This is a genomic window from Hyphomonas sp. ske169 (assembly GCF_056850855.1).
Window position 1 is genome coordinate 2,136,033 of the sequence record NZ_CP096146.1, and the last position, 24,128, is coordinate 2,160,160.

A 24,128-nucleotide genomic window follows, 5' to 3' on the forward strand; every position below is an offset into this window, starting at 1 on the left:
GCTGCTCCGTGAGGGTAGAGAGACGGAACTGAATTCAATTCTGCTGTTTTGGTATGGGTCGCGGATCGACCAAAAAACCCCGCCCGGGGAAGGGCGGGGTTTAACTCTCAAGGGAAACCCATGTGCGTGCGGGTTCGGGGAGGAGAGCTTGCGAAAGTCCTAGCGGATACGAACGGAAGCGCCGCTAGACTTGTCTGTGGTGACGTCGCTGGGTTTGCCGCTCACAGAGATCGAAGACCCACTCGACGCGTCGACATCGACTTTTTTCGAGGCATAGACGCTGATCGAAGATCCGCTTGACGCGTCGACATCGGCGCTTTCACATTCCAGCTTGTTCAGCGATACGCTGGAGCCAGATGATGCATCGAGATCGAGATTTTTGCAGGCACCTTCCATCGAAAGAGACGAGCCACTTGAAGCATCCACCCGAAGGTCACCAGCGATCACATTTCCTTTGAAAGAAGAGCCGGAAGACGCATCAACAGAGCTTAGATTAGGCGATGACGCATAGACTGTGATTTGTGGTCCATACCGTCCCCATTTGCTGTTCTTTTTCTTCTTCGCGATCAGCGTGTCATTATCAACTTTGATGTCGATCTGGTCCCAGCTGCCGCGCTTCAATGTTGCTGTGATCGAGGCGTTTGGATCCTGTGTGTAGACGACTGCGACACCGCTACCGACATTGACTTTGCTGAAGGAATTATTGCCGAAGTCGCGGGTTTCAGGCTCGGTTACGCCGGTATAGCCGCCGCCGCCGCCTTCATCGTTTTGGCTTCGGTGCCAGACCCAAGAATTGCGGTGCTCGGCGCGTTCCGCATCACGCTGCGCGCGGGCGGCATCGCGTTCCATACGGGCGGCTTGGCGTTCAACCATGCGCTCAGCACGTTCTGCATCGCGCTCGGCCCGTTCGACCATTAGCTCAACCTGGCTTTCCCACCGCTCAGACTGTGCATCGGCCCAGGCTTCAATGTGGGGTTCCATATTCTCGGTCCAGGCTTCTGCGCGTTCTTCAACGAGCTCGCCCCAGGCTTCCATTTCTTCGCCCCAGGCTTCCATTTTGGATTCCCACTCAGCGAATTCAGGGCTGTCTTCGAGCGCTTCGAGCTTATCGGTATCAAATTCCATATGGAAGCTGTTTCCGTCTTGCTCGAACACCATGCCCGGCATGGCTGGCATAGCCGGCATGGGCGGCATCGGCGGTAGGTCAGCCATATCGAAAGAGAAGGTCTCGCCATCTACGGTCACGGAAAAGGACATATCTGTGTCATGATCGACGGTGATTGAGTGCGTGCTAGAGCCACCCTCTTGCGGTGCGCCATCAAGTTCCTGCGCGACCGATGAAGTGCAAGAGGCAGTCGCAAAGACAGCGCCAGCGCCAAGCGCCACGGCCAGGGTTCCGCCCATCAGGCGGCTACGAAGGGTCGGAGTAGGGTGCGTCATCATTATTAGTCTTTCTTTTATGGGATGAGCGAGGGTTAGGCTCGCCGCAGCGATGCGACGATCCGAGGGGCGGGCAAGGCGTGCAGCCTTGACCAAAGTGCGGCCATAAGCAGCTGGAGAGAGTTTTGCGCGGGCGATGACGTCAGCATCACACGCCGCTTCCTGATCGGTCCGGAACGCCCGAAGTGCCGTATAAGCGAGCGGGTTGAACCACTGGGTAGCGGCGACGATCCGAGCCGCTTGGAAGGCCCAGAGATCGCGGCGCTTGAGGTGCATCAGCTCGTGGACCAAAGCGTCCCGACGCTCAGTGGCGTCATAGTCTTCTTCAAACCACATCGGCAGCAAAATGACGGGGTTCTTGAGGCCAGTGACCAATGGACCGCTGCAGAGCAGGCTGGCGCGGACATCTGGTACCCGCTTGATGCCGAGTTGTTTCGCAATCCGCTGCGTTTCAGCAACAGTGGCGGATTCCGCGGGCTCAGAGTCGGCTTTTATCAAGCTGAGGAACTGGCGCTGTTGATAGATCGAACGACCAAGCCAGAGGACCACCCCGGTGAGCCAGACACAAGTCAGGATCAGGGGTGCCTGGACCAGGGTGGCCTCCAGCAAGCTTGTTCCGGTCGAGGATTCGACCACGAGTTCGGGTTGTCTCAGTACAATGACGTCTGGTGTCGAAGCCGGAGCTGCCGTTTCAATAGGAGCGGCTATATTTGGAGCTTCGACCCACATGTTTCGGATCGGCATAGATTCGGTGACAATCGGCGTCGTCTCGCTGACCGGCGCGGGACGGGTAAAGCCGAGCAGTCCAGCAAGCGACCAATTGCCTGGCAAAGGCGGGGTTATGAACCGCGCTAAAGGCAGCGCCCACAGCAAGTAACCGGCTTTTGCGCCATAACGACGGGCGAATGGCTTTCGGATCAAGAGCACGAACAAGACCAGCACGCTGACTGCGGTGGTGGTTAGGATGGCTTCCTGAACGAATGGGTGAAATTCTGTCCAGCTCATTGCTTTAATCTCCCCAACAAAGCTTCGAGTTCTTCGATATCATCTTCGCTGAGCCCACGGGCATCAGCCAATTGCGCCACCAAAGGCGCTGCGCGTCCGCCAAACAGTTTATCAATCAACTGTCCAGCTTCTTTCTTTTGGTAGTCTCGCTTGGCGACGGTTGGGCGGTACAGATAGCGCCGTCCTTCCGCTTGCGTCTCGAGCGCGCCTTTCTCGACCAAGCGCGAGAGCAGCGTCTTAACCGTGCGCGGGCTCCAGTCCTGTTCACCGTCTAGGGCATTCACAATTTCGGATGCCCCGATGCCAGGCCGTTTCCACAGCACTTTCATGATTTCAAGTTCAGCAGGAGTGATTTGTAGACTCATCATCTCACCTTTTGACTACAGATGTGGTCAATAGCGACGACTACAAGTGTGGTCAATAGGGAAAATATGACTCTTTTGTTATTTTTTAACGATTGAACTAAGCGCGCTTCTCAGTCGCAGGCGTGTCAGACTGGGCGTCTGCTTCGAAGCCGATTTTTTCCGAGACCAGATACAGCGGTCGCGCTTTGACCTCGGTAAAGATCCGGCCGAGATATTCGCCGATCACGCCAATGCCGATCAGGGAAATCCCATTGAAGAAGAGGATGACGCTCATCAACGACGCATAGCCGGGCACATCCATTCCGAAGACCAGCGTTTTGGTCACTGTCCAGGCGAGATAAGCCATTGCCAATAGGCTCACCCCAAAGCCGAGATAGGACCAAATGCGAAGCGGCAGGGAAGAGAATGACGTGATGCCATCCAGGGCGAAATTCCAAAGCTTCCAATAATTCCACTTGGTTTCGCCAGCAGACCGCGCTTCCCGGTCATATTCGACAATCTCAGCTTCATATCCGATCCAAGCGAACAGGCCTTTCATAAAGCGAGATCGCTCTGGTAGGCGGTTCACAGCGTCGACCACTTCGCGATCCATGAGACGGAAATCGCCGACATTTTGGGGAATTTTAGGGTGGGTCAGCTTAGAGAATAACCAATAGGCCCCATTCGCGGTCATCCGCTTGAGCCAAGAATCAGAGGAACGATCGCGGCGTTTGGCGAGCACCAGTTTTGCGCCAGCGCGCCATTTCGCCAGCATCAAAGGGATGACTTCTGGCGGGTCCTGCAAATCGGCGTCGATGGGGATAACCGCATCGCCAGAGGCATGGTCTAAGCCTGCAGAGAGCGCGATCTCTTTGCCAAAGTTCCTCGACAGATTGACCACTTTCACACGGGGGTCAGTTTCGGCTTTGGCGCGCAAACGGGCAAGCGTTAGGTCACGGCTGCCATCATTGACGCAGATGATTTCATAAGATGGCGTGACCGTTTGCAGCACCTGTTGCACGCGGGAGAAAAAGCCATCCATGGCCTCTTCTTCATTATACATAGGCACAACAATTGAGAGCGTGGGCACAGTCCGGCCTCCTCAGAACTTGAACCCGTCATAGGACAGAGAAGTTGCTAAAGGCTTTTTATCCGTCGGGGGCCGCCGGGTGGGCTTAACGCCAGCCCTTAAGTGTGCGAGCAAACCGGCGATCGCCTTGGAGCCAAGACATGTCCCTTACTGCGCGCCGGTTTTCTCGTTTGCACAAAATTGTTGGCATTGTCGTCGGCATCCAGCTGTTCTTTTGGACAGTCAGTGGTCTGTTCTTCACCCTGTTCCCGATTGAGATCATTCGCGGGGATCCTTGGCGTCCAAAGATTGAACATGGATCTTTAGAGACCATGGCCGTTCAGGTCAGCGCGGCGGAGGCGGCGGCAAAAGTCGAAGGCGTGTGGCTGGGCGCGCAGTTGCAACCCTTCCTGGATCGGCCGGTCTGGGTGATCACGACCAGTGAGACCAAACAGATGATCGATGCGATCACGGGCGAAACTTGGTCGCCCTTGGATTCAGTCTCGTTTCGGGCGTTGCAAAGGCGGTTCGCCAATGGTGAGGGCGATGCGCGTATTCCCGGAACAGAAGCCACGGCGACCTATTTGATCGATCATGCACCCCGTGAATATGGCGGTGCGCTGCCGGCTTGGGTGATTGAAGATGCTCGCACGCAGCAACGGATCTACTTTGATGCCACAACCGGCGAGATCCGATCCGTGAGAACCAATCTCTGGCGCATCTTTGACGTCCTTTGGCGGTTTCACATTATGGACGTGACGGGCGAGGACAGGTTCGACACGTGGTGGATGAAACTGTTTGCATTTTTGGGTCTGACCATGGTCGTGACCGGCTTTGTCTTGATGGTGGATCGCGCGCGAAAAGGCCGTTTGCTGCGCTAGGCGTCTTCGTTCTTCGATGCTTTCACCATTTCAACTTTTAGCGTCGAGCCTGGTGTGATCAGAACATCTTCATGGCGCAGCGGGATATCGATCCCGGCTTCTGTGAACTTGTCCCAAATGTTCAGCATCACCGCCGACGACACATTTGAGACGCCATTCTCTGGGTCATTGATCCAGAACCGAATTTCAATCTCGATCGCCTCGTCGCCAAACTCCATCACCAGGCATTTCGGCGCCGGGCGCGCGAGCACACGATCGGTTAGCATCGCGCCTTGTTCGACCAGAGCCACCGCTTGGCGCAGATCAGTTTCATACTCGACCCGGAGGCGGCGTTTCACCCGCACTTCTTTATTAGAGTAAGACCAGTTGACCACTTTGTCCGTGATCAACATCTCGTTCGGGATGAGGTGTTCTTTGCCGTCACGCGTGATGACGGAGGCATAGCGCAAGCCCAGTGATTTCACGACGCCATAGGTTTCGTCGACCTCGATCACATCATCCGGTTTGATCGACCTGTCGGTGAGCAGAATGACACCTGAGATGAAATTCGCCACGATTTGCTGCATCCCAAAGCCGAGACCAACCCCAATCGCACCGCCGAGCACAGCGAGGCCAGACAATGGAATGCCGAGGCCCGCCATCGCCAGCAAAGCGGCACCAAAGAAGAGACCTATCTGAACGGCATTGCCCATCAGGATGCGCAGGGAGGGTTCAACTTGCGGCAGCTCATCGACGCGCGTTTTCAGCTTCTTCGCGAGCCAGCTCGCCGCAAACATAAACAGCGCGACGGTCGCGATGGCTTGGACCACAAAGACCGGGCTGATCGTTCGTCCGCCAAACGGTGGACCAATCGAGTTCAGCCACGTCATGACCTCATCGAGAATGCCAATTGCGTAAAACGCGGCGAACACCCAGATCACCCAGCCCGCAGGTTTGCGGAAGGCTTCGGGCAAGAAAGCTGTCACCACTAATATCAATAGCCAGGCGAGCGATAGCGAAGAGGCGATCCGCACCATCGCGCTTTCCATGCCCGCCCCGGTCATTGCGGTTTGCGCGATGTAAAGTAGAGCGGCCCAGAGCGCTGGGCGAACCAGTTTGGGCGCGGTCTCCTCGACCAAGGCTCTGATGTTTTTTGGCAGCCGCACCAGCCCCGCGATCACAAGATCACGGAAGCGCGGGGTCAGGATGGCGCCGATGAGAAGCGCTCCGATAATTGCGCCGACCTGCCACAGATATGGCATTAACAGCTCGGTGTTTAGCAGGTTCGATTGCGCCCAACTCAAGGGGTCTGCCAGGATCGGATCTGCCCAATCAAATGGTCCGCCGTTCGGTTCAGGCGCTTCAACCACTTCAATCGCCGGCAGCGTTTCCGCGGCTTCTGCGATTTCAGACACGCTGAGATTGTCACCGCAAATGCGTTGACCTTCGATCGTCACGCAGCCTTCGACGGCCAGCTCGCTGTCATTTTCCATCGGCGTCGTCCTCTCAACAAGCCGCAAGGCCTGCAAAACTCACGCCGCCGGAGATAGCTTAGACTGGCGGGTAGGGGAACACAGAGGTTGTAGCGCCAAGATCGGTGAAGCTACCTTCCATCGCGCCAAAGCCCTGTTCTATCAGGGTTTCTGGTGTCCAGCCTTCCAAACGTGACACAGATTTCACCGGCCGCGGTTGGCTGAACAGCACAACTTCATTGCCGCGAACGCTGAAAATCTGCCCGTTCACGTGTTTTGCTCCGTCGGCGCAAAGAGTGACGGCGAGTTGGGCGACTTGATCTGCGCGCATGCCGGTCCGCATCCGTTCAACCCGTTCGGCGCCCGCTTCGTCCTTAACCGGGATCGAGGCGATCATCCGCGTCCAGGCAAATGGTGCAATGATGTTGGAGCGTACATTTTTCCGGGCACCTTCCATGGCGACGATGCGCGAAAGACCGGCAATCCCCATTTTAGCCGCGGCATAGTTGGCCTGGCCGATATTACCGATCAGGCCGGACGTGGAGGTGAACAGAACGAAGCTGCCATCCTCTTGCTCTCGGAAATGCTCCACCGCGGCGCGCGTAACATTGAACGAGCCATGCAAGTGGACGTCGATCACCGCTTTCCAGTCAGCTTCGCTCATCTTGTGGAACATGCCATCGCGCAAGATACCAGCTGGATTGATGATCCCGTGCAAGCCGCCAAACGTGTCTTTCGCTTGCTCGACCATGCCTTGCACGGCGCCAAGATCGGTGACGCTTTCCGAGTTTGACACCGCCTCGCCGCCGGCATCACGGATTTCCTGAGCCACTTGCTCAGCAAGCCCGGCATCGCCAGATGCGTCGCCGCTATCGGTGAGCGCTCCGCCGAGATCATTCACAACGATTTTCGCGCCCTCGCGCGCGGCTAAGAGCGCACACTCTTTGCCGATGCCATTACCGCCGCCGGTGATCAGAATGACTTTGCCGTCTAAAACGCCCATAGCGCCCTCCATAACTGTCTCATCTGGTGGCGAGACAGCATGGATTTTTGACCGCGGCAAGGGTGCCGCCGCGACGCACAGTCTTAGCCAGTTTTAAGCGGTGTCATACCGTCGCCGTCGCGCGTGGTGACATATGATGCAACGTCGCGGGCGGTATAGGTTTCCTGCGTCACGTCAGACACTTTCTTAAAGTCCGCGCGCACATCCTCTTTGGTGAGCGTGACGACAATTAAGCCATTGTCGAAAGGATCATAGAAATCGACTTCCTCATTCGCTTCAACAAATTGCGCCCCAAGATCAGGCACATCTTTTATATAAGTCCCGAGGCCAGGGGAGGTCACTGAGGTGCAGCCAAACTCAACGCCGCGCTGCTCACTATCGGCGTCGACCAGCGTATTCGCCCAAGCAGTATGTGTGTCGCCGGTTAAGGTCACAAGCCGCGCGCCTGCTGATTTCGCGCTTTCATAAAGCCGATCCCGCGCCGCCGGGAACCCGTCCCAAGCGTCCAAGTTAAACGGCAAGCCGAGCTGACTAAACGGGATCAATTGTTGAATATAGCCAACATCTTGCGCCGCCTTTTGCTCATCGGTGAGCGTCCGGGTGAAGTTTGGCGGCCGCACGCGAGCCATGATGATTTGGTTGGCTAAGACTTGCCAACTCTTCCCGGATTCGGTGGAGGATTTCAGCTCACGATCGAGCCACTCTTCTTGCGCGGTGCCAAGCATGGTCCGTTCAGGATCCTGGACCCGGATCATTGTCTCTGTGGCGGCAAACGGGATTTGGTTTGACTCAAGTCCCCCAAGTTCGGCGAACCAGCTAATCTCATCAGAGCGGCCGGTGAGGCGGGTTTCAAGGCAGATCACCGAGGCGACATCGCCAAAATCGAACCGGCGATAAAGCGCTTCACGCGCGCGCCCAACAGCTGGGTCGCGCACCGGCATCCACTCCAGATAGGCTTGCACCGCAGCTTGTTTGCGGTCGCTCCAATTGCCTTCATTTTGCTCCGGATTATGGTTTTCTGCGCCGGACCGATAGGAATTGTTGGTGCTCTCATGATCATCCCATGTGCAGATCCACGGGGCGGCTGCATGCGCCGCTTGCAGGTCGGCATCAGTCTTATATTGCGCATGGCGGGTTCGATAATCGTCCAGCGTGACGATTTCGAGCGGCGGTTCATGATTACGGTCAATTTCTTGGCCGACAGAGCCGCCATAGCCATCAATGCCATATTCATAAATGTAATCGCCGAGATGGATGACCGCATCTAGGTCAGCTGTATTGGCGATTTCGCGATACACGTGAAACCGACCAAACGGATAGTTTGAGCAAGAAATCACCGCGAATTTAACCGGGGTTTCGCCTGCCGCCGCTGTCGTGCGCGTGCGCCCAATCGGAGAGGCCACATCGCCGGATGCGACTTTTGCGCTGAACCGGTAATAATAGACTGTGTCGGGTTCCAGATCGGTTAGATTGACCTTTACCGTATAGTCGCGATCCGGCGAGGCATAGCCTTGGCCATATTTCACCGGCTTTTCCATCGCCTCATCTTCAAACACGCCAAAGCTGACTGGAATGAGCACATCGGGGTAGGCTGCATCCGGGGTGACGCGCGTCCAAATGATGACGCTATCTGGCAAAGGATCGCCTGAGGCGACCCCATGAATAAAATTGACGGTTCCAGGATAGGCCGCGCGATCATCTGGGCTGACCGTGATGCGCGCTTCGGAATCAATAATGGGTTCTTGGCTACAGGCCGCCAAACCCAATATGCCGCCACTCGCGCCAAGCAACCCGCGCCGCGTTAGTTTCCCCATGATTCAGCCTCTCTTCTTGCGCCTGCAATTGCGATTGCAGCATGACCTTTGCCTTCTGGTCGGTTTATACCGCTCTTATGACAGAATTATCAGCTTTAGCAGGCGAAAATGATAAGGGAACCCGGTTGGATCGTTTCTTGAGCGAACAGCTCGAGGCGCTCTCAAGATCACGCGCGAAAACGCTGATCAAAGAGGGCCATGTTCGCCAGCGGAACGCCAAGTCCGAACAGGTCCAAGATGATCCAAAAACGCCGGCCATTCCAGGCGTTGAATATATTGTTCTGATGCCCGATCCGGTGCCGGCTGTTCCAGAACCGGAAGACATTCCCTTGGACGTCTTGTTCGAAGACGAGCATTTGATCCTCATCAACAAAGGCTCTGGCATGGCGGTCCACCCGGCCCCAGGCACTTGGCAAGGCACTTTGGTGAATGCCTTGCTGCATCACTGCAAAGGTCAGCTGCCTGGGATTGGCGGGGTGGAGCGGCCTGGGATTGTCCACCGCATTGATAAAGAGACGACCGGGGTTTTGGTCGTCGCAAAGACCGAACGCGCGCATCAAGGCTTATCCGAGCTGTTTGCGACCCATGACATCGAGCGCACATATCTCGCGCTGACCCGCGGGCGCCCGCGGCCGTCTGTGGGAACGATTACGGGTGATATCGCCAGAAGCCCGCGTGATCGCAAGAAAATGGCGGTGGTTCCGGATGGTGAGGGGCGGCATGCCGTTACGCATTATAAGACGCTCGAATCCTATGGCGAGATCAGCAAGAGCGAGGCGCTTCCAGCGGCGGCCTTGATCGAGTGCAAATTAGAAACCGGGCGGACCCATCAAATCCGCGTGCATCTCGCTCATCTTGGTTATTCGCTGATCGGCGACCCGGTCTATGGTCGCCATCGCGGGATCAAAGCGCATGGTAGCGGACCTGATTTTGACGCGGCCACAAGCCTTGCCCGTAAGCTGACGCGGCAAGCCCTACATGCGGCGAGCCTGGGGTTCACGCACCCGATCACGGGCGAGCAGATCTTTGTCGAAACGCCTTTGCCGGATGATTTGATGGCTTTGCGTCAGGCTTTACAGCGGCTTTAGTTCTAGTCGCGCACCATTTTTGGCGGCGGCCCATTCGACTTGCTCGCCAGAAATCCGGCAAAGCTTTCAGCGAGGCGTTTCACGTCATTCCGCAGCCGACCATATTTACCGCGCAGCGTGTCATAACTATCGAGATCCGCGCGATCCATCGCGTTCAACGCCTGGACAGATTCAGGAATCGTCGGGCCAAATGTGCGGTCTTTGAGATAGATCTCTTTCAGCTCTGTCTCAGCCGTGCGCGCATATTTGGTGTTTCGGAACCGCGTAATCACGACAAAATTGTTCGAGGCGAGATGCGGCGTGACATTGCCGATGATCCAATCGGAGAATTGTTTGGTGCCCCAGATTGAGACAGAGTCTGCCAAGGTTGGCGTGACATATTGATTGGCGATCGACAGGCCAGCGCGCGCCATGGGCGACAAGTAAGGCGGCGTATCGATGAGGATCACATCATATAGATTGGCCAGCGGCTCGAGCGCTTTTTCCATATGCCCGGCGAGATAGCTGGCGAGCCGGCTTGGCGCCATGCCTTTGGTATAGAGTTTTTCCTCAAGCTCCATCTCGGTCAGACGCAATTGCGTATGTGCTGGGAGGATCGAGATCCAGCCCATGCGCTCATCGCGTTCTTCAGCCTTGCGAAGCTCTTCGAGCGTCACAGCGTTTGGCAGGATCAGATTAGCCAAGTTTGGCGGCTCATTATCGGCAAACTGTTTGATCAGGTGATGAACGCCCTTGCCCTGCTCAAACGCCATTTGCAGACCGCGATCGGTCAACAACATTTGGCTAGAATTGGCTTGTGGGTCGAGGTCCACGACCAGCACATCAGCGCCGTAATAATAAGCCAACCCATCAGCTAACATCAGCGTGGTGGTCGATTTTCCAACGCCGCCTTTGAGATTGGCGACGGCCGCGATCGTTGCAGACATAAAGTCAGTCTCCCTCGCCGCTTTATTGGCATATCCGATTCGATCTCGGAAGGGTTATTCGTCAGACTGGTGGCGTTGCACTCGGATCATAGAGGCATATCCGGCTGCGAGCCCGAGAATGTAGGCATAAGTCCACATCACGCTCGGGATTTCGAGGGCATAGTCAACCATGCCATGCGCAAAGACGAGGAAGGTCGCAGCCACCGCAAGGCGCAGGAAATTCCGCGGTTTCTTAGATCGTGACCGAAGCGCGGAGACAATGGGATAGAATATGATGCCGAACACCGCCGCCATCGCGAGCACGCCGAAGATGCCTTGTTGAACCAGCCATTGCAGGATCACATTGTGCACCGCTCCCAGCGGCATCAGCGTGGCAGCATTATCTGCCGTGGTGATTTGATCATTGATGGCGTTGAAGCTGCCGAGGCCATGTCCAAACCAAGGTTTTTCCAGAAACACTTGCCAATAGATTTGGTTGATTGATTGTCGGCCAGAGGCATTCTCTAATAAGGATTCTTGGCTGGCTTGATTGATCTCGCCAGTTATTGCGAGCGCCAAAATAGCGACAACTGGAACGAGCAATAGAAGGATCGAACGTCGTTTTCTTAAGAATGAAAAATGACCTCGGCTACGCATCCGGAAGACTTCAAATCCGACGAGCGCAAAAAAGCTCAGCAAACCGACTGAGATTCCCGCGCGAGAGACGGTGAACACAAGGCAAATTAGAGCACCCAAAACAAGTGCGATCGTGAAGAATTCGTATTGAGCAAGAAGCGCAAGGCGATCGCCGCGCGGCCGAGCATTAAAGTGTGCGCTTTGAAAGCGAACCATCAGCTTTGCCGATGAGACCAACAGAATCAGACCAAACAGGGTAGCAGCAGTGTTGGGAGATCCGAAGCCTGCGCTGAGGCGGTTGCCAAAGGTCTCGGAACTCGGCGGGGCAGAAAAGAAAGAGAAACTGGCAATCGCCACGAAAACCAGCATCGACCAGATCAGTGTGTTCCAAGCGAGCTTAAGGCCTCTATTGGTGCGTCCAATCGTGAAGCCGATCGACGCAATCGCGCCCGCCGCGATCAAAGTTTGCACTTCATGCCTGGCAAGATGCCATGAGCCAATCCAATCGAATGCGAGCCATAGCAAGAAAAGACATGAGACCACTGCCATCGCGATGGTGACATTTCTGGCCTGTTCCAAAATGCACAATACAACCAGCAGCGCGCATGCGCATAATACAAAAGGCGCGGCGACCGAGGCGATGTCAGCTCCGGCAACGAGGTGAGATAACAGCAGGCCGAAAGCCATCAAAAGGGCAGACACGCCCATCACCATGTCTTGCTTGGACCGCATCCCGAGCGTTCTCAACAGGATTGGATTTGAAGGGGACATGATTGGCTCAATTGTTCCGGTGGCTGCAGGATAGGATCAGACGAATAAGGGGTCGGTTAAAACTGCGGCAACTCTGCTCGCATTTTGGTTTTGTAGGTTAACAAACATTAAATTTTTCGCCTCACACGCGAACATGTTTGCAATTGCAGCAAAACCCGCGCCATAAGCAATTTCGTCAGAGTTATTTCAACGGCGGCTAATACCTGGAAGGTGGGCAGCTTCTAACAGATTTGGCAAGGAACTTGCTAATTCCCCGTTAGAACAGTTGTGTCCGGGCTAGCCGGCGGAAAGTGTGGGACCAGAATGGGATACCAGCCATATATGCGTGATCTGCCAAACGCAGATTACGCTGCACTGCAGAATGCGAGTGTCAAAGTCGGAGCAAATGGAGCTCTAAAACGCGTTACGGATGTGTTCGTGGCGAGTGTTGCGTTTGTCTTTTTGTTGCCGGTCTTAATCCCGATCGCCGTGATCACCCGTTTGTCGGATGGCGGCCCCGCGATTTTTAAACAGAGACGGATTGGTCTCAATGGTCGCGAGTTCCTTTGCTACAAGTTCCGCTCCATGCACGTAAATGCACAAGAGCAACTCGAAGAATTATTGGCGCGCGATCCGCAAGCGCGAGCTGAATGGGCAGCGACTCAAAAACTCGACAATGATCCCCGCATTACGACGTTTGGAAATTTCCTGCGTAAATCGTCTTTGGATGAGCTGCCGCAGCTGATCAATATCATCCGCGGCGACATGTCGATTGTTGGCCCGCGTCCGATCGTCCGCAATGAAGTCGAAAAATATGGCGACTATTTCACCTATTATGCGAGCGTCCGCCCGGGTCTGACTGGCCTTTGGCAAGTGAGCGGCCGGAGTGAAACGAGCTATGATGAGCGCGTTGCGCTTGATGTGACTTATGTCAATGAAAGAACCTATTTCAAAGACATTCAGATCATGGTGATGACCGTGCCTGCCGTCTTGCTATCCGATGGCGCGAAATAGACTCGATACTCGAGCATTAAAGTATTTCTCTTCAATGAGCGGTGATTTTACGAAGCGATAATCGCTTGGTGCTAATGACGGCCGACCATCCAACCGGATGAGCCTAGAACAAATCCAAGGTTTGAGAACATGCGTGTTGCGTTGGTGCATTACTGGTTGACGAATATGCGCGGCGGCGAGCGCGTATTGGAAACGCTGTGCGAGATGTTTCCGGAGGCGGATATTTTCACGCATGTGGTGGATCGTTCAAAACTCAGCGACACGCTAAACCGGCACAAGATTGAGACGACGTTTATCTCTAAGCTGCCCTTCGCGACGTCTCAGTATCAGAAATATCTGCCTTTCATGCCCCGGGCTTTGGAAGAGCTTGACCTCACCGGTTATGACCTTGTGATCTCGTCAGAGTCTGGACCGGCCAAAGGCGTGATCACCAGTCCGGACGCCTTCCACTTATGTTATTGCCATTCCCCAATGCGCTATATTTGGGATCTCTACCCGCACTATTTTGGTAGCGCGGGCTTTGTCGCGCGGCAGGTCTTTCCTGGGATCGCGCACCGGCTTCGAACCTGGGATGTGACCAGCGCTGCACGAGTCGATCAGTTTGTTGCAAACTCAAATTTTGTGGCGCGACGAATCCAAAAATTCTATCGCAGGGACAGCGAAGTTGTGTTCCCGCCTGTCGCCGTTTCGGAATTCGCGAAGGCCCGCACAGAGACACCAGGCGATTACTATCTCGCTGCCGGGGAGCTCGTTGGATACAAGCGCTTCGATCTGGTCGTGGACGCGTTCACCAAGCTGGGAAAACCACTGATCGTGGTCGGCGATGGCGAACAGAAAAAAGACCTTGAGCAACGCGCTGGGCCGAATGTGAAATTTCTCGGACGCGTTGGATTTTCAGAGCTTAAGCAGCACTTTGGGGCCTGCAAAGCGCTTGTTTTTCCAGGCGAAGAAGACTTCGGCATGATCCCGGTCGAAGTGATGGCTTCGGGCCGACCCGTAATTGCTTATGGTAAGGGCGGCGCGCTTGATACCGTGATTGATGGCAAAACGGGGCTGCTCTTCTCGGAACAATCTGTGGACTCGCTCATCGAGGCCGTTGAAGGATTTGAGCGCGCCTCGTTCGATCCCAATCAAATCGAGCAGCACGCTAATCAATTCAGTCCCGACCATTTCAAGTCAAAAATCTCGAAAATCCTCGCCGATAATGGGATTGAGATTTAGGCGTTCAGCCTGCGCTTGGAATCTCATTTGGGCGAACTTTTGTGTTCACCTTTCGGCGATATTCATTGAACGGGATGCCCCGGGCTTTGGCACTGTTGCCAACTTGCCGGAGATAGTCGTGATCAGAATACCACCAGCGCAAAAAATCGGCGCCTTCAAAAGCTGACATGCGGACATCTTCAGGTACTTGATCCCAGTGTTGCAGCGTAAAGGTAAGGCGCCATTGCATTAGCGCCTTGTTGCACATTGGGCAGCGCGCGTTTGATTCTCTCAAAGCGTTTTCAGCTGCGGGCGTGAAGGAACCGGACTGCCGGGTGTGTAAGAAGGATAAAAGCGCCCAGGCGCTCGCATCATCCGGCGCCTCGGCTAAAGCGCGCTCAAGTAGGTCAATTGAGCGGGCATCATTCTGCGCGCTCTCCGTACTCAGGGCGGTTGCCACCGCGATCCACTCTCCAGGATGCTCAACGACTGTACTCGAGCGCAGCCGTTCTGCCGCCTCCGATGCTCCAACATTTGTTGTTTGCAGCTCTGAGATTCGCGTATTGGACGACATGGCCGCATAGGCTGTGACGCCTCCAATTGCCATTATTCCCACAATAGGGGCCGCCAAAATCACACGTAAAATCAGTGGTTTGCTCGATTTCATTCTTGAATTACCGATTATTATGGCTTGTTCTTGCAAAAAGTGCGCTAGATCAGAAGTAGAAGAAGAGACGACGGGGTTAATAGTTGAAACATACCCCAATCGATTAAGAACTAGTCAATCTGATCGTCCTAAACCTACAAACCTGAGCAAGATACAAAGAGACTTATATGCGCTACGCATTGCGCCAAAATGAAGTCGCCGGGCAAACTGTAGATGTGCTGGCCACGCCGCAAACGCAGCTGAGCTCGCGTTCAGTAAACGATCGATCCGCCAAGTGGCCTTTGTGGCCGACTGCATTGGGGGTCACCATCATTTGCACAGCATTCTGGGCTAGCGTGTTTGCGATCGTGTTCTAACCACTTCACGTCTTGGTACGATGAATGCATGGTCATCGGCCCATATTGAAGAGTGCTTGACGCAAACGCATAGATTTCGTGACCGCGAAAGACTATATGGTGCGTTAACGGGACGCCAGTCGAGACCATGCCTGATCATTTCCAACGACCCCAACGCTGGATCATGCGTATCGCCGAGCAAATCGGCCGATGGCTATTACCTATGGTTGGAGCTGGCCGAGCCTTTTTAGGGCGTTCTACACACCAATTGATTTCACTTTTCGGCCGGCGAGATGTTGCTGCTGAAAAGGTGTCTCGGCAAAAGCGCGAGACTCGCCCCTCTAAATCTAAGCGATCAGCGGCTCCCATTGCGAATTTAGAGCGCGCGGAAGGTCCGTTGCTGGAAGAGGGCGCGGTGGTTTATGCGATTGGTGATATTCACGGCCGCGCTGACCTATTGTCAAAGCTGCTCGACAAAATCGAAGCCGACATCACGGATCTCGACCGGAAGCCGCACTTGGTTTTCTTGGGCGATTATATAGATCGCGGGCTGCAATCTCGTCAGGTGATTGAGACGCTATTGAGTGATCGGCTTGCGCCGTTTGAAACCCACTATCTCAAAGGCAATCACGAAGACGCGCTTCTATCATTTTTATCGGACCCGAGTTTTGGCCCAAAATGGGCCGCTTATGGCGGCCGGGAGACGCTTGTGTCATACGGCGTAAGGCCCCCAAGGAGTCTTTCTCTGAATGCCGAGTGGGAGGATGCACATGATGCGTTCTTAAAGGCTATTCCCAATGGCCATCAGACATTTTTGATGTCGCTTCCGACCAGCGTAAGGATTGGCGGGTATGGGTTTGCGCATGCCGGTTTGCGACCTGGCAAGAAATTCGCAGAGCAAACCGATCATGATCTTATGTGGATCAGAGATGAGTTTTTGAAAGAGAACTCGACATTCGATGTTATGGTGGTTCACGGGCATACGCCGGTCGATACCCCGCACAGCGACCACAGACGGATCAATGTTGATACAGGTGCTTACTTTACGGGGCGCCTCACGGCTGCGAAGCTAACAGGAACTGAGGTGGAATTCATCGCCACCGAAACGTAGAACGAAGAGGAATGGGTGCATGAAGCGCTTAGTTTTTGGATTTGCCGCAGCAATGCTGGTTGGGATTTCGGCCTGTCAGTCAACACCCGCTGCCAGCAACGGCGCGGAACCTGAAGCCATGGCGGAGCGAACAGTCGGGGAATACCGCCTGGGCTCTGCAGACCAATTACGCGTCACCGTCTTTGGCGAACCCGAACTCTCTGGCGAATATGTTCTCGATGGAACCGGAACGGTTTCGCTGCCATTGATTGGCGAGGTTCCTGCGCTCAATCTTACGGTCCGCGAATTCCAGCGCGCGGTTGAAGCGCGCTATGCAGATGGCTATTTGCGTGAGCCGCGGATCAACGCGGAAGTGCTCAACTATCGACCGTTCTATATCTTGGGTGAAGTGCGTCAGCCCGGCGAGTACCCGTACACAAACGGGCTAACAGTCTTAAACGCCGTCGCAACAGCAGGCGGTTTTACGTATCGTGCGAATGAGAGTTTTATCCTGATCAAGGGCGCGGAGGACTCCGAGGAGTTTCGCTTGAAACTGGATCCATCGACCCAAATCCTACCAGGTGACACAATTCGCGTCGTAGAACGGTTTTTCTAGGCGGTTCGCGTGATACGGGAGCGGAACTTTCCTCTTCTGAATATTTCGCGTATGGAATAAAAAAAGAGGTATCGTGATGATTGGAAAACTTATCGCTTCGCTTACCGTGGGTGGTCTTATGAGCTTGTCGGCTGCTGCGGACACGTCCCATTCTAAGCTCGATGGTGAAGCTTTGGCATGGACTGTTGCGGCCTATGCAAACTGTGACTCGGTGGAGCGGCTACAGGCTGACTTCAAAGCTGAATCGACAAAAATGCAAGCGAGCATGACGGATGTCGTTGCGGCGCTGAAGCTTCTGTCTACGGCCGACAATGTTTGCGGGCAGATGAACAGCTTCGCTGTGAACATGCTTGCTTTGGCAGAGACAGATATGGCAACGCTCGAAGCGCGGCTAGGCGCGGCACAACCTGCTGCGACACCGGTGCGCTTTGAAACCGAAGAGCCAGAAGGGCCTAGCGCTCCGAATAGCATTATCTTGTCAAACTCTTCCGATCTGCCGCCACTTAGCGGATCACCTTCAGATCCGCCATCTTCGGACTATCAAGAGTAGTTTTTACATGAAATCCTTGAAAATCGATCGCACAGTTTTGTGCGTTCGGTTAAGGTGAACTACATCTTTTCAGGGATAGTTGCCGGGGCGGGTATCAAACTAGACAGGCACGATTCACAATGAAAAAGAATCTTCTCAAAATTAGTTCGCTGGGCGCGCTCTGCGTTGCCATTGGAGCCGGAAGCGCCGTGGCGCAGGAAGATGAAGACTTCTTCATCCGTAATAAATATGAGGCGGTCACCGATCGCTCTCAGCCCGAGTTTGATCCCCTTCCGATCCGGACAGACGGATTTGAGATCACGCCTGAAGTGTCGTTTACGGCTGGCGCGACTTCAAACCTTTTTGCGACGGGTAATGATGAAGTCGATGATTACTTTTTGGGCATCCGGCCCAGCATCGATGTTCGTTCGACTTGGAGCCGACACGCGCTTGGTCTCCGAGGGCGGATTGACCACATTGAATATGGCGACACGTCTTCTGAGAGTCGCACAAACTTAAATCTCGGCGGCGACGGTCGACTTGATGTCAGTCGCGAAGTTAACCTGTTTGGCGCATTCCAGGCGGATGACCTAACCGAGCCGCGTTCAAATATCGCGAGCGTCGAGAATGCATCCGAACCTGTCGAGTATACGCGTGTTGGCGGTGAAGCCGGGATTCAATACGAAGCCGGACGCCTACGTATTCGCGGCGCCGCTGGGCTCGAGACATTTGATTATGATGATGTCGCCCTCAATGACGGATTGATTCAAGACCAAGATTTCCGAGATCGCGATGTCACGTCACTGGTGGTGCGGACGTCTTACGCTGTCGAGCGCGACTGGGCGGTGTTTGCCGAAGTTGATCACAGTGAATCAGATTATGATGGGCCAAATATTTTTACCGCTCTGAACCGCGATTTCTCAAACACCTCGCTGCGGGTTGGTACTGATTTCGAACTCCGCAATCTCATTCGAGGCGATATAGGTATTGGTGCGTTCCAAAGTGAATATGACGATCCAACCGTAGACGATGTGAGCGGCCTATCGGTCGATGGCGGCCTGCAATGGTTTGCGAGCCAGCTAACCACGCTGAGCTTTGGCGCGGGCCGCGGTGTCATTGACCCAGGTCTGTCGCAATCAAATGCGGCTGTTCGGACCAATGTGAGTGCACGCGCTGATCATGAACTCCGCCGCAATGTAATCGTCTCAGGCGAGGCGCGTTTCACGAATTTCGATTTCGAGAATGTTGACCGAAATGATGACCGCTGGAACCTGCGAGCGGCCGCAACTTGGAAAGTGAACCCGAATCTTTGGGTTGATGGATCTTATGAGTTGACGGATCAGTCCTCGAATGTGCAGGATTTCTCCGAAAATCGGTTTTTAATCGGGCTGCGCATATTCCCCTAATCGGCGAAATTCGGTCCGAGACTTGCTGGCATAACAGAATGTGTGTGCCATTAGAGGACGGATGTAGTGAACAAGCCATTTAGACTGGACGCCAGAATGACGGATCGGCCTGCTTATGGGGCAGCTGTAGACGAGAAAATTACGGATCCAAATCAGATATTGAGGGCCTTCAGACGTCGTCTGCCGGTCTTCTTCATCACGATGATCCTTGTATTCTCGCTGGTCGCGGTTTTCACCTTTCAAGCGAGACCTGTCTATTCCACAGACGCTTCCGTCATCATTGATGTACGTGAAACGAATGTCGTAGATGTCGGCTCGGTTTTATCCGGCTTGGCACCAGACGCAGCGGTGGTCGACACTGAAGTTGAGATTATCCGGTCGCGTACGCTGGCGGAGAAGATTGTCCAAAAGCTCAATCTGGTCGAATCCCCTGAGTTCAACTCGCGGCTCCGCGAGCGAAGCAGTATCGATCAAGCGAAACGCACCGCAATGTCTATGTTGGAAGGTGTGTTCGGTGGATCATCACGTGATGACGCTTCGCAATCCGTTAGCGATGGCGATAGCGGACGCTCTGAGATGGACTCGGTTGTGTCCTCACTGCTCTCCAAAACCAATGCTTATAGAATTGGCACGACCTACGGTATTGCGATCTCTGCAGATAGCTATGATCCGAAACTCGCTGCTGCGATCGCCAATGAAATTGCCGACCAATATTTGGTTGAGCAGTTGGATGCGAAGTACGAAGCGACCCGGCGTGCCAATGCTTGGATCGAAGAACAGCTATCTGATCTCCGAGTCGAGCTGAACGAAGCGGAAAGCCTTGTAGAAGCCTATCGTGCGGCCTCTGGTCTATTTGCGACCGGCGCCACGACGCTAAACGAACAACAAATGACGGATTTGAATGCGCAATTGATTGTTCAGCGCGCAGATCTGGCTGAGCGAGAAGCGCGTCTGAACTCTATTCGCGAGATTGCCCAGCGCGGCGGTTCTGCTGAGGTCAGTGGCGAGGCATTGCAATCGTCTGTGATCAACGAACTGCGTCGCCAGCAGGCCGAAATCAATCGTGAGAAGGCCGATCTCGAGAACAGATATCTGCCGAACCACCCGGAAATTCAGCGGATTAATCGCGAGTATTCAAACGTCGAATCTCAGATTCAAACTGAGGTACGCCGTCTAGTCTCAAATCTGGAAAGCGAAGTCACGATTTCTCGTCAACGCTTGAACAGTTTGGAGCGGAACCTCTCAAGCATGCGTGCGACACTTGCCGAGAATAATCGGGCGAGCGTGCGGCTTCGCGAGTTGGAGCGCAATGCAGAGGCGTCGCGTACGACCTATGAGACCTATCTCGAGCGTTATAAGCAAATTGATGATCAAGAAGATCTCGCGCAAGCCGATGCTCGGATTCTGTCACGAGCGACTGTACCATCACGCCCATCCTTCCCGAAAACATCGCTCAATCTGGCCATTGGCCTAGTCCTTGGCGTCATGTTGGGTGCTTTGGTTGTGATGATTATTGAATCGCTCAATAGCCAAATCAGCACTGGAGAGGACGTCGAAGCCAATTTCAAAGTCCCATTCTTAGGCAACTTCCCGCAAATTGCTGGTTCGGGCCGGAAGAAACCTGGCGACTTCCTGGTGAACAATCCGATGTCGAGTTATGCCGAAGCGCTGAGGAATCTACGCGCATCACTGATGTTTGCTGATCTGGATTCGACCGTCAAAACTGTTGCGATTACCTCCTCGCAACCTGACGAGGGCAAGTCGACCTTGACGTTTGGACTGGGCCGTATGTGCGCCATGTCAGGCACCAAAACGCTGATCGTCGATGGGGATTTCCGTCGCCGTCAACTCTCATCCAATTCGGTTGGAGATTCTCAAGAGCACGGATTCTTAGAATACCTGTTCGGCGAATGCTCTCTCGAAGAAGCCATTGTAAAAGACGAAAAAACCGACCTGGACATCCTTCCACTGACCGCGGATCGCCACACGCCTCGGGATGTGTTCGGCTCAAGAGTATTCGATGATATGCTGGCGCCGCTAAAAGAGAAGTATGACCTCATTATCTTTGATACCGGCCCTATTCTCCTCATGGCGGAAACCCGCGTATTGGCGAGCAAGGTGGATCAAACAGTCGTCGTCGCCCGCTGGCTGAAAACCAACCGCGCGGCCCTGAAAGAAACTTTGTCTATTCTGACAGATTTCGGCGCCCGCGTAACCGGAATTGCGTTGAACCGCGTGGACATGAACAAGTACCACCGACAAGGCTATGGCCACTCCGGATACAAGTCCTACGACAAGTATTATACGTCCGGATAACAGCGCTATTTATTGCCCAATCTACGGACAATATGACCGGTTAGATTGGGCTCAATAACAAAACCGTGTTTGAGCGTTCAGAAGCATGCCGATTGGCATGCTTCTGGCACAGTTGGGTACTGATTTACGGCCAACCTACCATTCTCGGACAGTCCATTCATGAAGCTTCTGAAGATTTCCAGTCGAGCTGCTGAAACAACTTTTTCCGAGGCGGTTTATGAGCTCGCAAACGGATCCCGCCGTACGGTGTTTTTTGCAACCGATGCGTCTGTGGATGTTCCCAAGACCGCGGATCATTTTTTCGTTCTCGGGGTGCTCGCAGCCTATCTTCGATCCGAGCCCTATGAGCACTCAGAACCGATAGACTCCCGCCTGTACCATAATATGCGCGAGCTGATGCAGCGCTGGCAGGATTGGCGTAAAAAGAAGCTCGTTGAAATTCGAGTGCCCGCGTTTCGCGACGCCGCTGCCAATACTGAGCTAAAAAACGGTGGGTGCTTGTTCACCGGCGGAATTGATTCTCTGTTCACAGTGCATGAACATGCCGACGATATCGCGACGCTCATCAATGTCGTCCATCGAAAGAAGGCACCGGACCTTCCAGGATTGATTGAACCGAATTCTTCGCTTCACGCCTTTGCCGAGACTCAGGGCAAGCCGCTCGTCACCATTGAAACCAATATGATGTTCGCGTTTCCTGAGATCACGGATGCGTGGGCGAGCATGGCGCACGGAACGGCATATGCAGCTGTTGGTTATTTCCTTGGGCAATCGATCGACCGGCTCTTGATATCCTCGTCGTTCACTTATGACCAATTGCGGCCCTGGGGGTCTCATCCAGAAACCGACCGTCTGTTGTCATCCTCCAGATTATCCGTGGATCACATTGGCGCCGAAACCAATCGATTTGAGAAACTACGGGTGCTATCGAGCAATCCTGAGTTTATGCACCATTTGTCGATCTGTGAGCATGGCCCCCAATCCGGTGAGCGTCTAAATTGCTCTCAATGCCAAAAATGTCTGCGCACAATGATTGGTTTAGACCTGCTTGGCCTGTCGCCTGAGCAGGCGCCAACCTTTGATTGGTCAGATTATCGACCCGAAAAGCTGACAACGTTTTTATTGGCGGGTCACGTCAATTGCTCGGAAATGTTACAAGAAGCGAGGCGCGTGAAGCGCACCGATATTGAGCGTGTCCTCACCAATACGATCACCTATGCCAAAAAGTACCATTGGATTGTCACCATCGAATACTTTTTGCGCAGGCGATTAGCCACTGCCGGGCGCCACAGGGCGTTTTTCGTGCGCGTTCGCCACTTTATCTACCGCCTACTTAACATCAAAACGAGAAGCCGTGATGGCTGGAGCGATGTCCCATGATCAGAGATCTATTTAACCCAAGCGCGGCTGCAGTTGGGGGGCAAACAACCCAAGCTGATCGGATCGATTGGATCGATTACTCTAAAGGCATCTGCATGATCTTGGTCGTGATGATGCACACGGTCGTCAATTATGAATTCCTAGCTGGGTCGGAAGGTTGGCTGCGACCGGTGGTCGATTTTGCGCAACCGTTCCGGATGCCCGACTTCTTCCTGATCGCGGGCTTGTTTTTGCACCGTTCGATCAATTCGGACGCGCGATCCTATTATGATCGAAAAGTCGTACACTTCCTCTATTTCTACACGCTTTGGTTGGTTATTTTGCTGCCATTGAAAGAGGCTGGCCTTCTGATTTCTGACCCGGTTGGATTTGGCCAGGCCTTTTTGACCGCCTTTGTCGAGCCGGTAAACGCGCTCTGGTTCTTGCATATGCTCGCCGTGTTCTACGTTGTGACCCGGCTGACGCGGAAGGTCCCGGTGACCGTCATGCTTTTGGTTGGCTTTGCGTTAAACACCCTCGTTCAATCCGGTGTATTCCACTCCGATTGGACCGCCTTGAGCCGATTTATGGACCGATTCATCTATTTCTATGTCGGTTATGCTGGCGCCGGTTTGATTTTCAAAGGCGCAGAGTTCGTGCGCCCGCACACCAAAGCGCTCATCATCGGGCTTTTGATTTGGGGTGTGACGAATTGGTATTTTGCAGAATTAGACCTGCACCATGTGCCGCTGATCGCGCCGATATTCGGCTTGGTTGGAGCCTTTGCTGTGTGCGCGTTGGGCGTGTTGATGGCCAAGCATAATGTCGGGAATCTCATTCGCTATATCGGTCAGAACTCGATTGTCGTCTATCTGACTTTCTATATCCCGATGAAGGTGACCGAGAAGATCATTGAACGTATCGGTGATCCTCTGGGCAGCGTCGGTCTCTCGACCTTCATCATACTGATGGTCGCTGTGTTGTCGCCATTGGTGTTCGAGCGAATGATCCGAAATACGTCATTGAACTTCCTCTATGTCCGTCCAGAGATGGCGCGCCTGACACGGCCTACGCCCGCGGAATAGGGCGAGGCCTACGGCTGTTTCAAGGAGCGCTTCAGCCGACGGATTTGTATGTCTTGCCACATAGACAAGACGCGGGCGGCGTGATCAAAACCGAATCTAAGTGGAAGTTCCGTTAGGTTCGGAGG

General features: G+C 54.1%; 21 protein-coding genes. 12 read left to right on the plus strand and 9 right to left on the minus strand.

The window, feature by feature from the left end; translation table 11 throughout:
- Positions 1-159: 159 nt before the first annotated feature.
- From MY069_RS10435 to MY069_RS10445, 3 genes are all read right to left on the minus strand, one after another.
- Positions 160-2,445: a M56 family metallopeptidase gene (locus MY069_RS10435; protein ID WP_482793722.1), complete on the minus strand. Its 2,286-nt coding sequence runs from the start codon at positions 2,443-2,445 to the stop codon at positions 160-162.
- The gene (locus tag MY069_RS10440) at positions 2,442-2,813 is read right to left on the minus strand and encodes a BlaI/MecI/CopY family transcriptional regulator (protein ID WP_482793723.1); all 372 of its coding nucleotides are present in this window, start codon (positions 2,811-2,813) and stop codon (positions 2,442-2,444) included. The genes MY069_RS10435 and MY069_RS10440 overlap by 4 nt, the downstream gene beginning before the upstream one ends.
- Positions 2,814-2,907: 94 nt before the next feature.
- Positions 2,908-3,879, minus strand: a complete 972-nt coding sequence (locus tag MY069_RS10445; RefSeq protein ID WP_482793724.1) for a glycosyltransferase family 2 protein — start codon at positions 3,877-3,879, stop codon at positions 2,908-2,910.
- Positions 3,880-4,019: 140 nt separating this feature from the next.
- Here MY069_RS10445 and MY069_RS10450 point away from each other — a divergent pair, with 140 nt between their 5' ends.
- Positions 4,020-4,739 carry a hypothetical protein gene (locus MY069_RS10450; RefSeq protein WP_482793725.1) on the plus strand — a complete coding sequence of 240 codons (720 nt, stop codon included), beginning with the start codon at positions 4,020-4,022 and terminating at the stop codon, positions 4,737-4,739.
- Here the strand turns inward: MY069_RS10450 and MY069_RS10455 are convergent.
- From MY069_RS10455 to MY069_RS10465, 3 genes are all read right to left on the minus strand, one after another.
- The gene (locus MY069_RS10455) at positions 4,736-6,211 is read right to left on the minus strand and encodes a mechanosensitive ion channel family protein (RefSeq protein WP_482793726.1); all 1,476 of its coding nucleotides are present in this window, start codon (positions 6,209-6,211) and stop codon (positions 4,736-4,738) included. The genes MY069_RS10450 and MY069_RS10455 overlap by 4 nt on opposite strands.
- A 58-nt stretch (positions 6,212-6,269) precedes the next feature.
- Positions 6,270-7,193, minus strand: coding sequence for an SDR family NAD(P)-dependent oxidoreductase (locus MY069_RS10460; RefSeq protein ID WP_482793727.1), 924 nt, complete (start codon positions 7,191-7,193; stop codon positions 6,270-6,272).
- Positions 7,194-7,276: 83 nt separating this feature from the next.
- Complete coding sequence (locus MY069_RS10465; protein WP_482793728.1) at positions 7,277-9,007, minus strand: alkaline phosphatase D family protein; 1,731 nt, start codon at positions 9,005-9,007, stop codon at positions 7,277-7,279.
- 77 nt (positions 9,008-9,084) lie between these two features.
- Between MY069_RS10465 and MY069_RS10470 the strand changes: the two genes are divergently transcribed.
- A complete protein-coding gene (locus MY069_RS10470) occupies positions 9,085-10,095 on the plus strand; it encodes an RluA family pseudouridine synthase (RefSeq protein ID WP_482793729.1) in 1,011 nt (336 codons plus the stop codon).
- Between the two features lie 2 nt (positions 10,096-10,097).
- Here MY069_RS10470 and MY069_RS10475 read toward each other — a convergent pair whose 3' ends face one another.
- Complete coding sequence (locus MY069_RS10475) at positions 10,098-11,021, minus strand: ParA family protein (RefSeq protein WP_482793730.1); 924 nt, start codon at positions 11,019-11,021, stop codon at positions 10,098-10,100.
- A gap of 54 nt (positions 11,022-11,075) precedes the next feature.
- A complete protein-coding gene (locus MY069_RS10480) occupies positions 11,076-12,407 on the minus strand; it encodes an O-antigen ligase family protein (RefSeq protein ID WP_482793731.1) in 1,332 nt (443 codons plus the stop codon).
- Positions 12,408-12,710: 303 nt separating this feature from the next.
- Between MY069_RS10480 and MY069_RS10485 the strand changes: the two genes are divergently transcribed.
- On the plus strand, positions 12,711-13,400 hold the full coding sequence (locus tag MY069_RS10485; RefSeq protein WP_482793732.1) for a sugar transferase: 690 nt from the start codon (positions 12,711-12,713) through the stop codon (positions 13,398-13,400).
- Between the two features lie 129 nt (positions 13,401-13,529).
- The gene (locus tag MY069_RS10490) at positions 13,530-14,621 is read left to right on the plus strand and encodes a glycosyltransferase (RefSeq protein ID WP_482793733.1); all 1,092 of its coding nucleotides are present in this window, start codon (positions 13,530-13,532) and stop codon (positions 14,619-14,621) included.
- A 4-nt stretch (positions 14,622-14,625) separates the two neighbouring features.
- On the opposite strand, the gene MY069_RS10495 is transcribed toward MY069_RS10490, so the two are convergent.
- Positions 14,626-15,207 carry a hypothetical protein gene (locus tag MY069_RS10495; protein WP_482793734.1) on the minus strand — a complete coding sequence of 194 codons (582 nt, stop codon included), beginning with the start codon at positions 15,205-15,207 and terminating at the stop codon, positions 14,626-14,628.
- Between the two features lie 227 nt (positions 15,208-15,434).
- Here MY069_RS10495 and MY069_RS10500 point away from each other — a divergent pair, with 227 nt between their 5' ends.
- From MY069_RS10500 to MY069_RS10535, 8 genes are all read left to right on the plus strand, one after another.
- Positions 15,435-15,623: a hypothetical protein gene (locus tag MY069_RS10500; protein WP_482793735.1), complete on the plus strand. Its 189-nt coding sequence runs from the start codon at positions 15,435-15,437 to the stop codon at positions 15,621-15,623.
- A gap of 376 nt (positions 15,624-15,999) precedes the next feature.
- Positions 16,000-16,713 (plus strand): metallophosphoesterase family protein, encoded by a 714-nt coding sequence (locus MY069_RS10505; protein WP_482793736.1) that lies wholly within the window; start codon positions 16,000-16,002, stop codon positions 16,711-16,713.
- 19 nt (positions 16,714-16,732) lie between these two features.
- On the plus strand, positions 16,733-17,308 hold the full coding sequence (locus MY069_RS10510) for a polysaccharide biosynthesis/export family protein (RefSeq protein WP_482793737.1): 576 nt from the start codon (positions 16,733-16,735) through the stop codon (positions 17,306-17,308).
- A gap of 76 nt (positions 17,309-17,384) precedes the next feature.
- Positions 17,385-17,858, plus strand: a complete 474-nt coding sequence (locus MY069_RS10515) for a hypothetical protein (protein ID WP_482793738.1) — start codon at positions 17,385-17,387, stop codon at positions 17,856-17,858.
- A 119-nt stretch (positions 17,859-17,977) separates the two neighbouring features.
- The gene (locus MY069_RS10520; protein WP_482793739.1) at positions 17,978-19,243 is read left to right on the plus strand and encodes an outer membrane beta-barrel protein; all 1,266 of its coding nucleotides are present in this window, start codon (positions 17,978-17,980) and stop codon (positions 19,241-19,243) included.
- A 96-nt stretch (positions 19,244-19,339) separates the two neighbouring features.
- Positions 19,340-21,559 (plus strand): GumC family protein, encoded by a 2,220-nt coding sequence (locus MY069_RS10525; RefSeq protein ID WP_482793740.1) that lies wholly within the window; start codon positions 19,340-19,342, stop codon positions 21,557-21,559.
- A 159-nt stretch (positions 21,560-21,718) separates the two neighbouring features.
- Positions 21,719-22,939 (plus strand): hypothetical protein, encoded by a 1,221-nt coding sequence (locus MY069_RS10530; protein WP_482793741.1) that lies wholly within the window; start codon positions 21,719-21,721, stop codon positions 22,937-22,939.
- Positions 22,936-24,003 carry an acyltransferase family protein gene (locus MY069_RS10535; protein ID WP_482793742.1) on the plus strand — a complete coding sequence of 356 codons (1,068 nt, stop codon included), beginning with the start codon at positions 22,936-22,938 and terminating at the stop codon, positions 24,001-24,003. Before MY069_RS10530 ends, MY069_RS10535 begins: the two co-directional genes overlap by 4 nt.
- The last annotated feature ends 125 nt before the right edge of the window (positions 24,004-24,128 follow it).

Coding starts and splice junctions, on each gene's coding strand:
- MY069_RS10435 (WP_482793722.1), bottom strand. CDS start 2,445: ATGAGCTGGACAGAATTTCACCCATTCGTTCAGGAAGCCATCCTAACC.
- MY069_RS10440 (WP_482793723.1), bottom strand. CDS start 2,813: ATGATGAGTCTACAAATCACTCCTGCTGAACTTGAAATCATGAAAGTG.
- MY069_RS10450 (WP_482793725.1), top strand. CDS start 4,020: ATGTCCCTTACTGCGCGCCGGTTTTCTCGTTTGCACAAAATTGTTGGC.
- MY069_RS10455 (WP_482793726.1), bottom strand. CDS start 6,211: ATGGAAAATGACAGCGAGCTGGCCGTCGAAGGCTGCGTGACGATCGAA.
- MY069_RS10460 (WP_482793727.1), bottom strand. CDS start 7,193: ATGGGCGTTTTAGACGGCAAAGTCATTCTGATCACCGGCGGCGGTAAT.
- MY069_RS10465 (WP_482793728.1), bottom strand. CDS start 9,007: ATGGGGAAACTAACGCGGCGCGGGTTGCTTGGCGCGAGTGGCGGCATA.
- MY069_RS10470 (WP_482793729.1), top strand. CDS start 9,085: ATGACAGAATTATCAGCTTTAGCAGGCGAAAATGATAAGGGAACCCGG.
- MY069_RS10475 (WP_482793730.1), bottom strand. CDS start 11,021: ATGTCTGCAACGATCGCGGCCGTCGCCAATCTCAAAGGCGGCGTTGGA.
- MY069_RS10480 (WP_482793731.1), bottom strand. CDS start 12,407: ATGTCCCCTTCAAATCCAATCCTGTTGAGAACGCTCGGGATGCGGTCC.
- MY069_RS10485 (WP_482793732.1), top strand. CDS start 12,711: ATGGGATACCAGCCATATATGCGTGATCTGCCAAACGCAGATTACGCT.
- MY069_RS10490 (WP_482793733.1), top strand. CDS start 13,530: ATGCGTGTTGCGTTGGTGCATTACTGGTTGACGAATATGCGCGGCGGC.
- MY069_RS10495 (WP_482793734.1), bottom strand. CDS start 15,207: ATGGCAATTGGAGGCGTCACAGCCTATGCGGCCATGTCGTCCAATACG.
- MY069_RS10500 (WP_482793735.1), top strand. CDS start 15,435: ATGCGCTACGCATTGCGCCAAAATGAAGTCGCCGGGCAAACTGTAGAT.
- MY069_RS10510 (WP_482793737.1), top strand. CDS start 16,733: ATGAAGCGCTTAGTTTTTGGATTTGCCGCAGCAATGCTGGTTGGGATT.
- MY069_RS10515 (WP_482793738.1), top strand. CDS start 17,385: ATGATTGGAAAACTTATCGCTTCGCTTACCGTGGGTGGTCTTATGAGC.
- MY069_RS10520 (WP_482793739.1), top strand. CDS start 17,978: ATGAAAAAGAATCTTCTCAAAATTAGTTCGCTGGGCGCGCTCTGCGTT.
- MY069_RS10525 (WP_482793740.1), top strand. CDS start 19,340: ATGACGGATCGGCCTGCTTATGGGGCAGCTGTAGACGAGAAAATTACG.
- MY069_RS10530 (WP_482793741.1), top strand. CDS start 21,719: ATGAAGCTTCTGAAGATTTCCAGTCGAGCTGCTGAAACAACTTTTTCC.
- MY069_RS10535 (WP_482793742.1), top strand. CDS start 22,936: ATGATCAGAGATCTATTTAACCCAAGCGCGGCTGCAGTTGGGGGGCAA.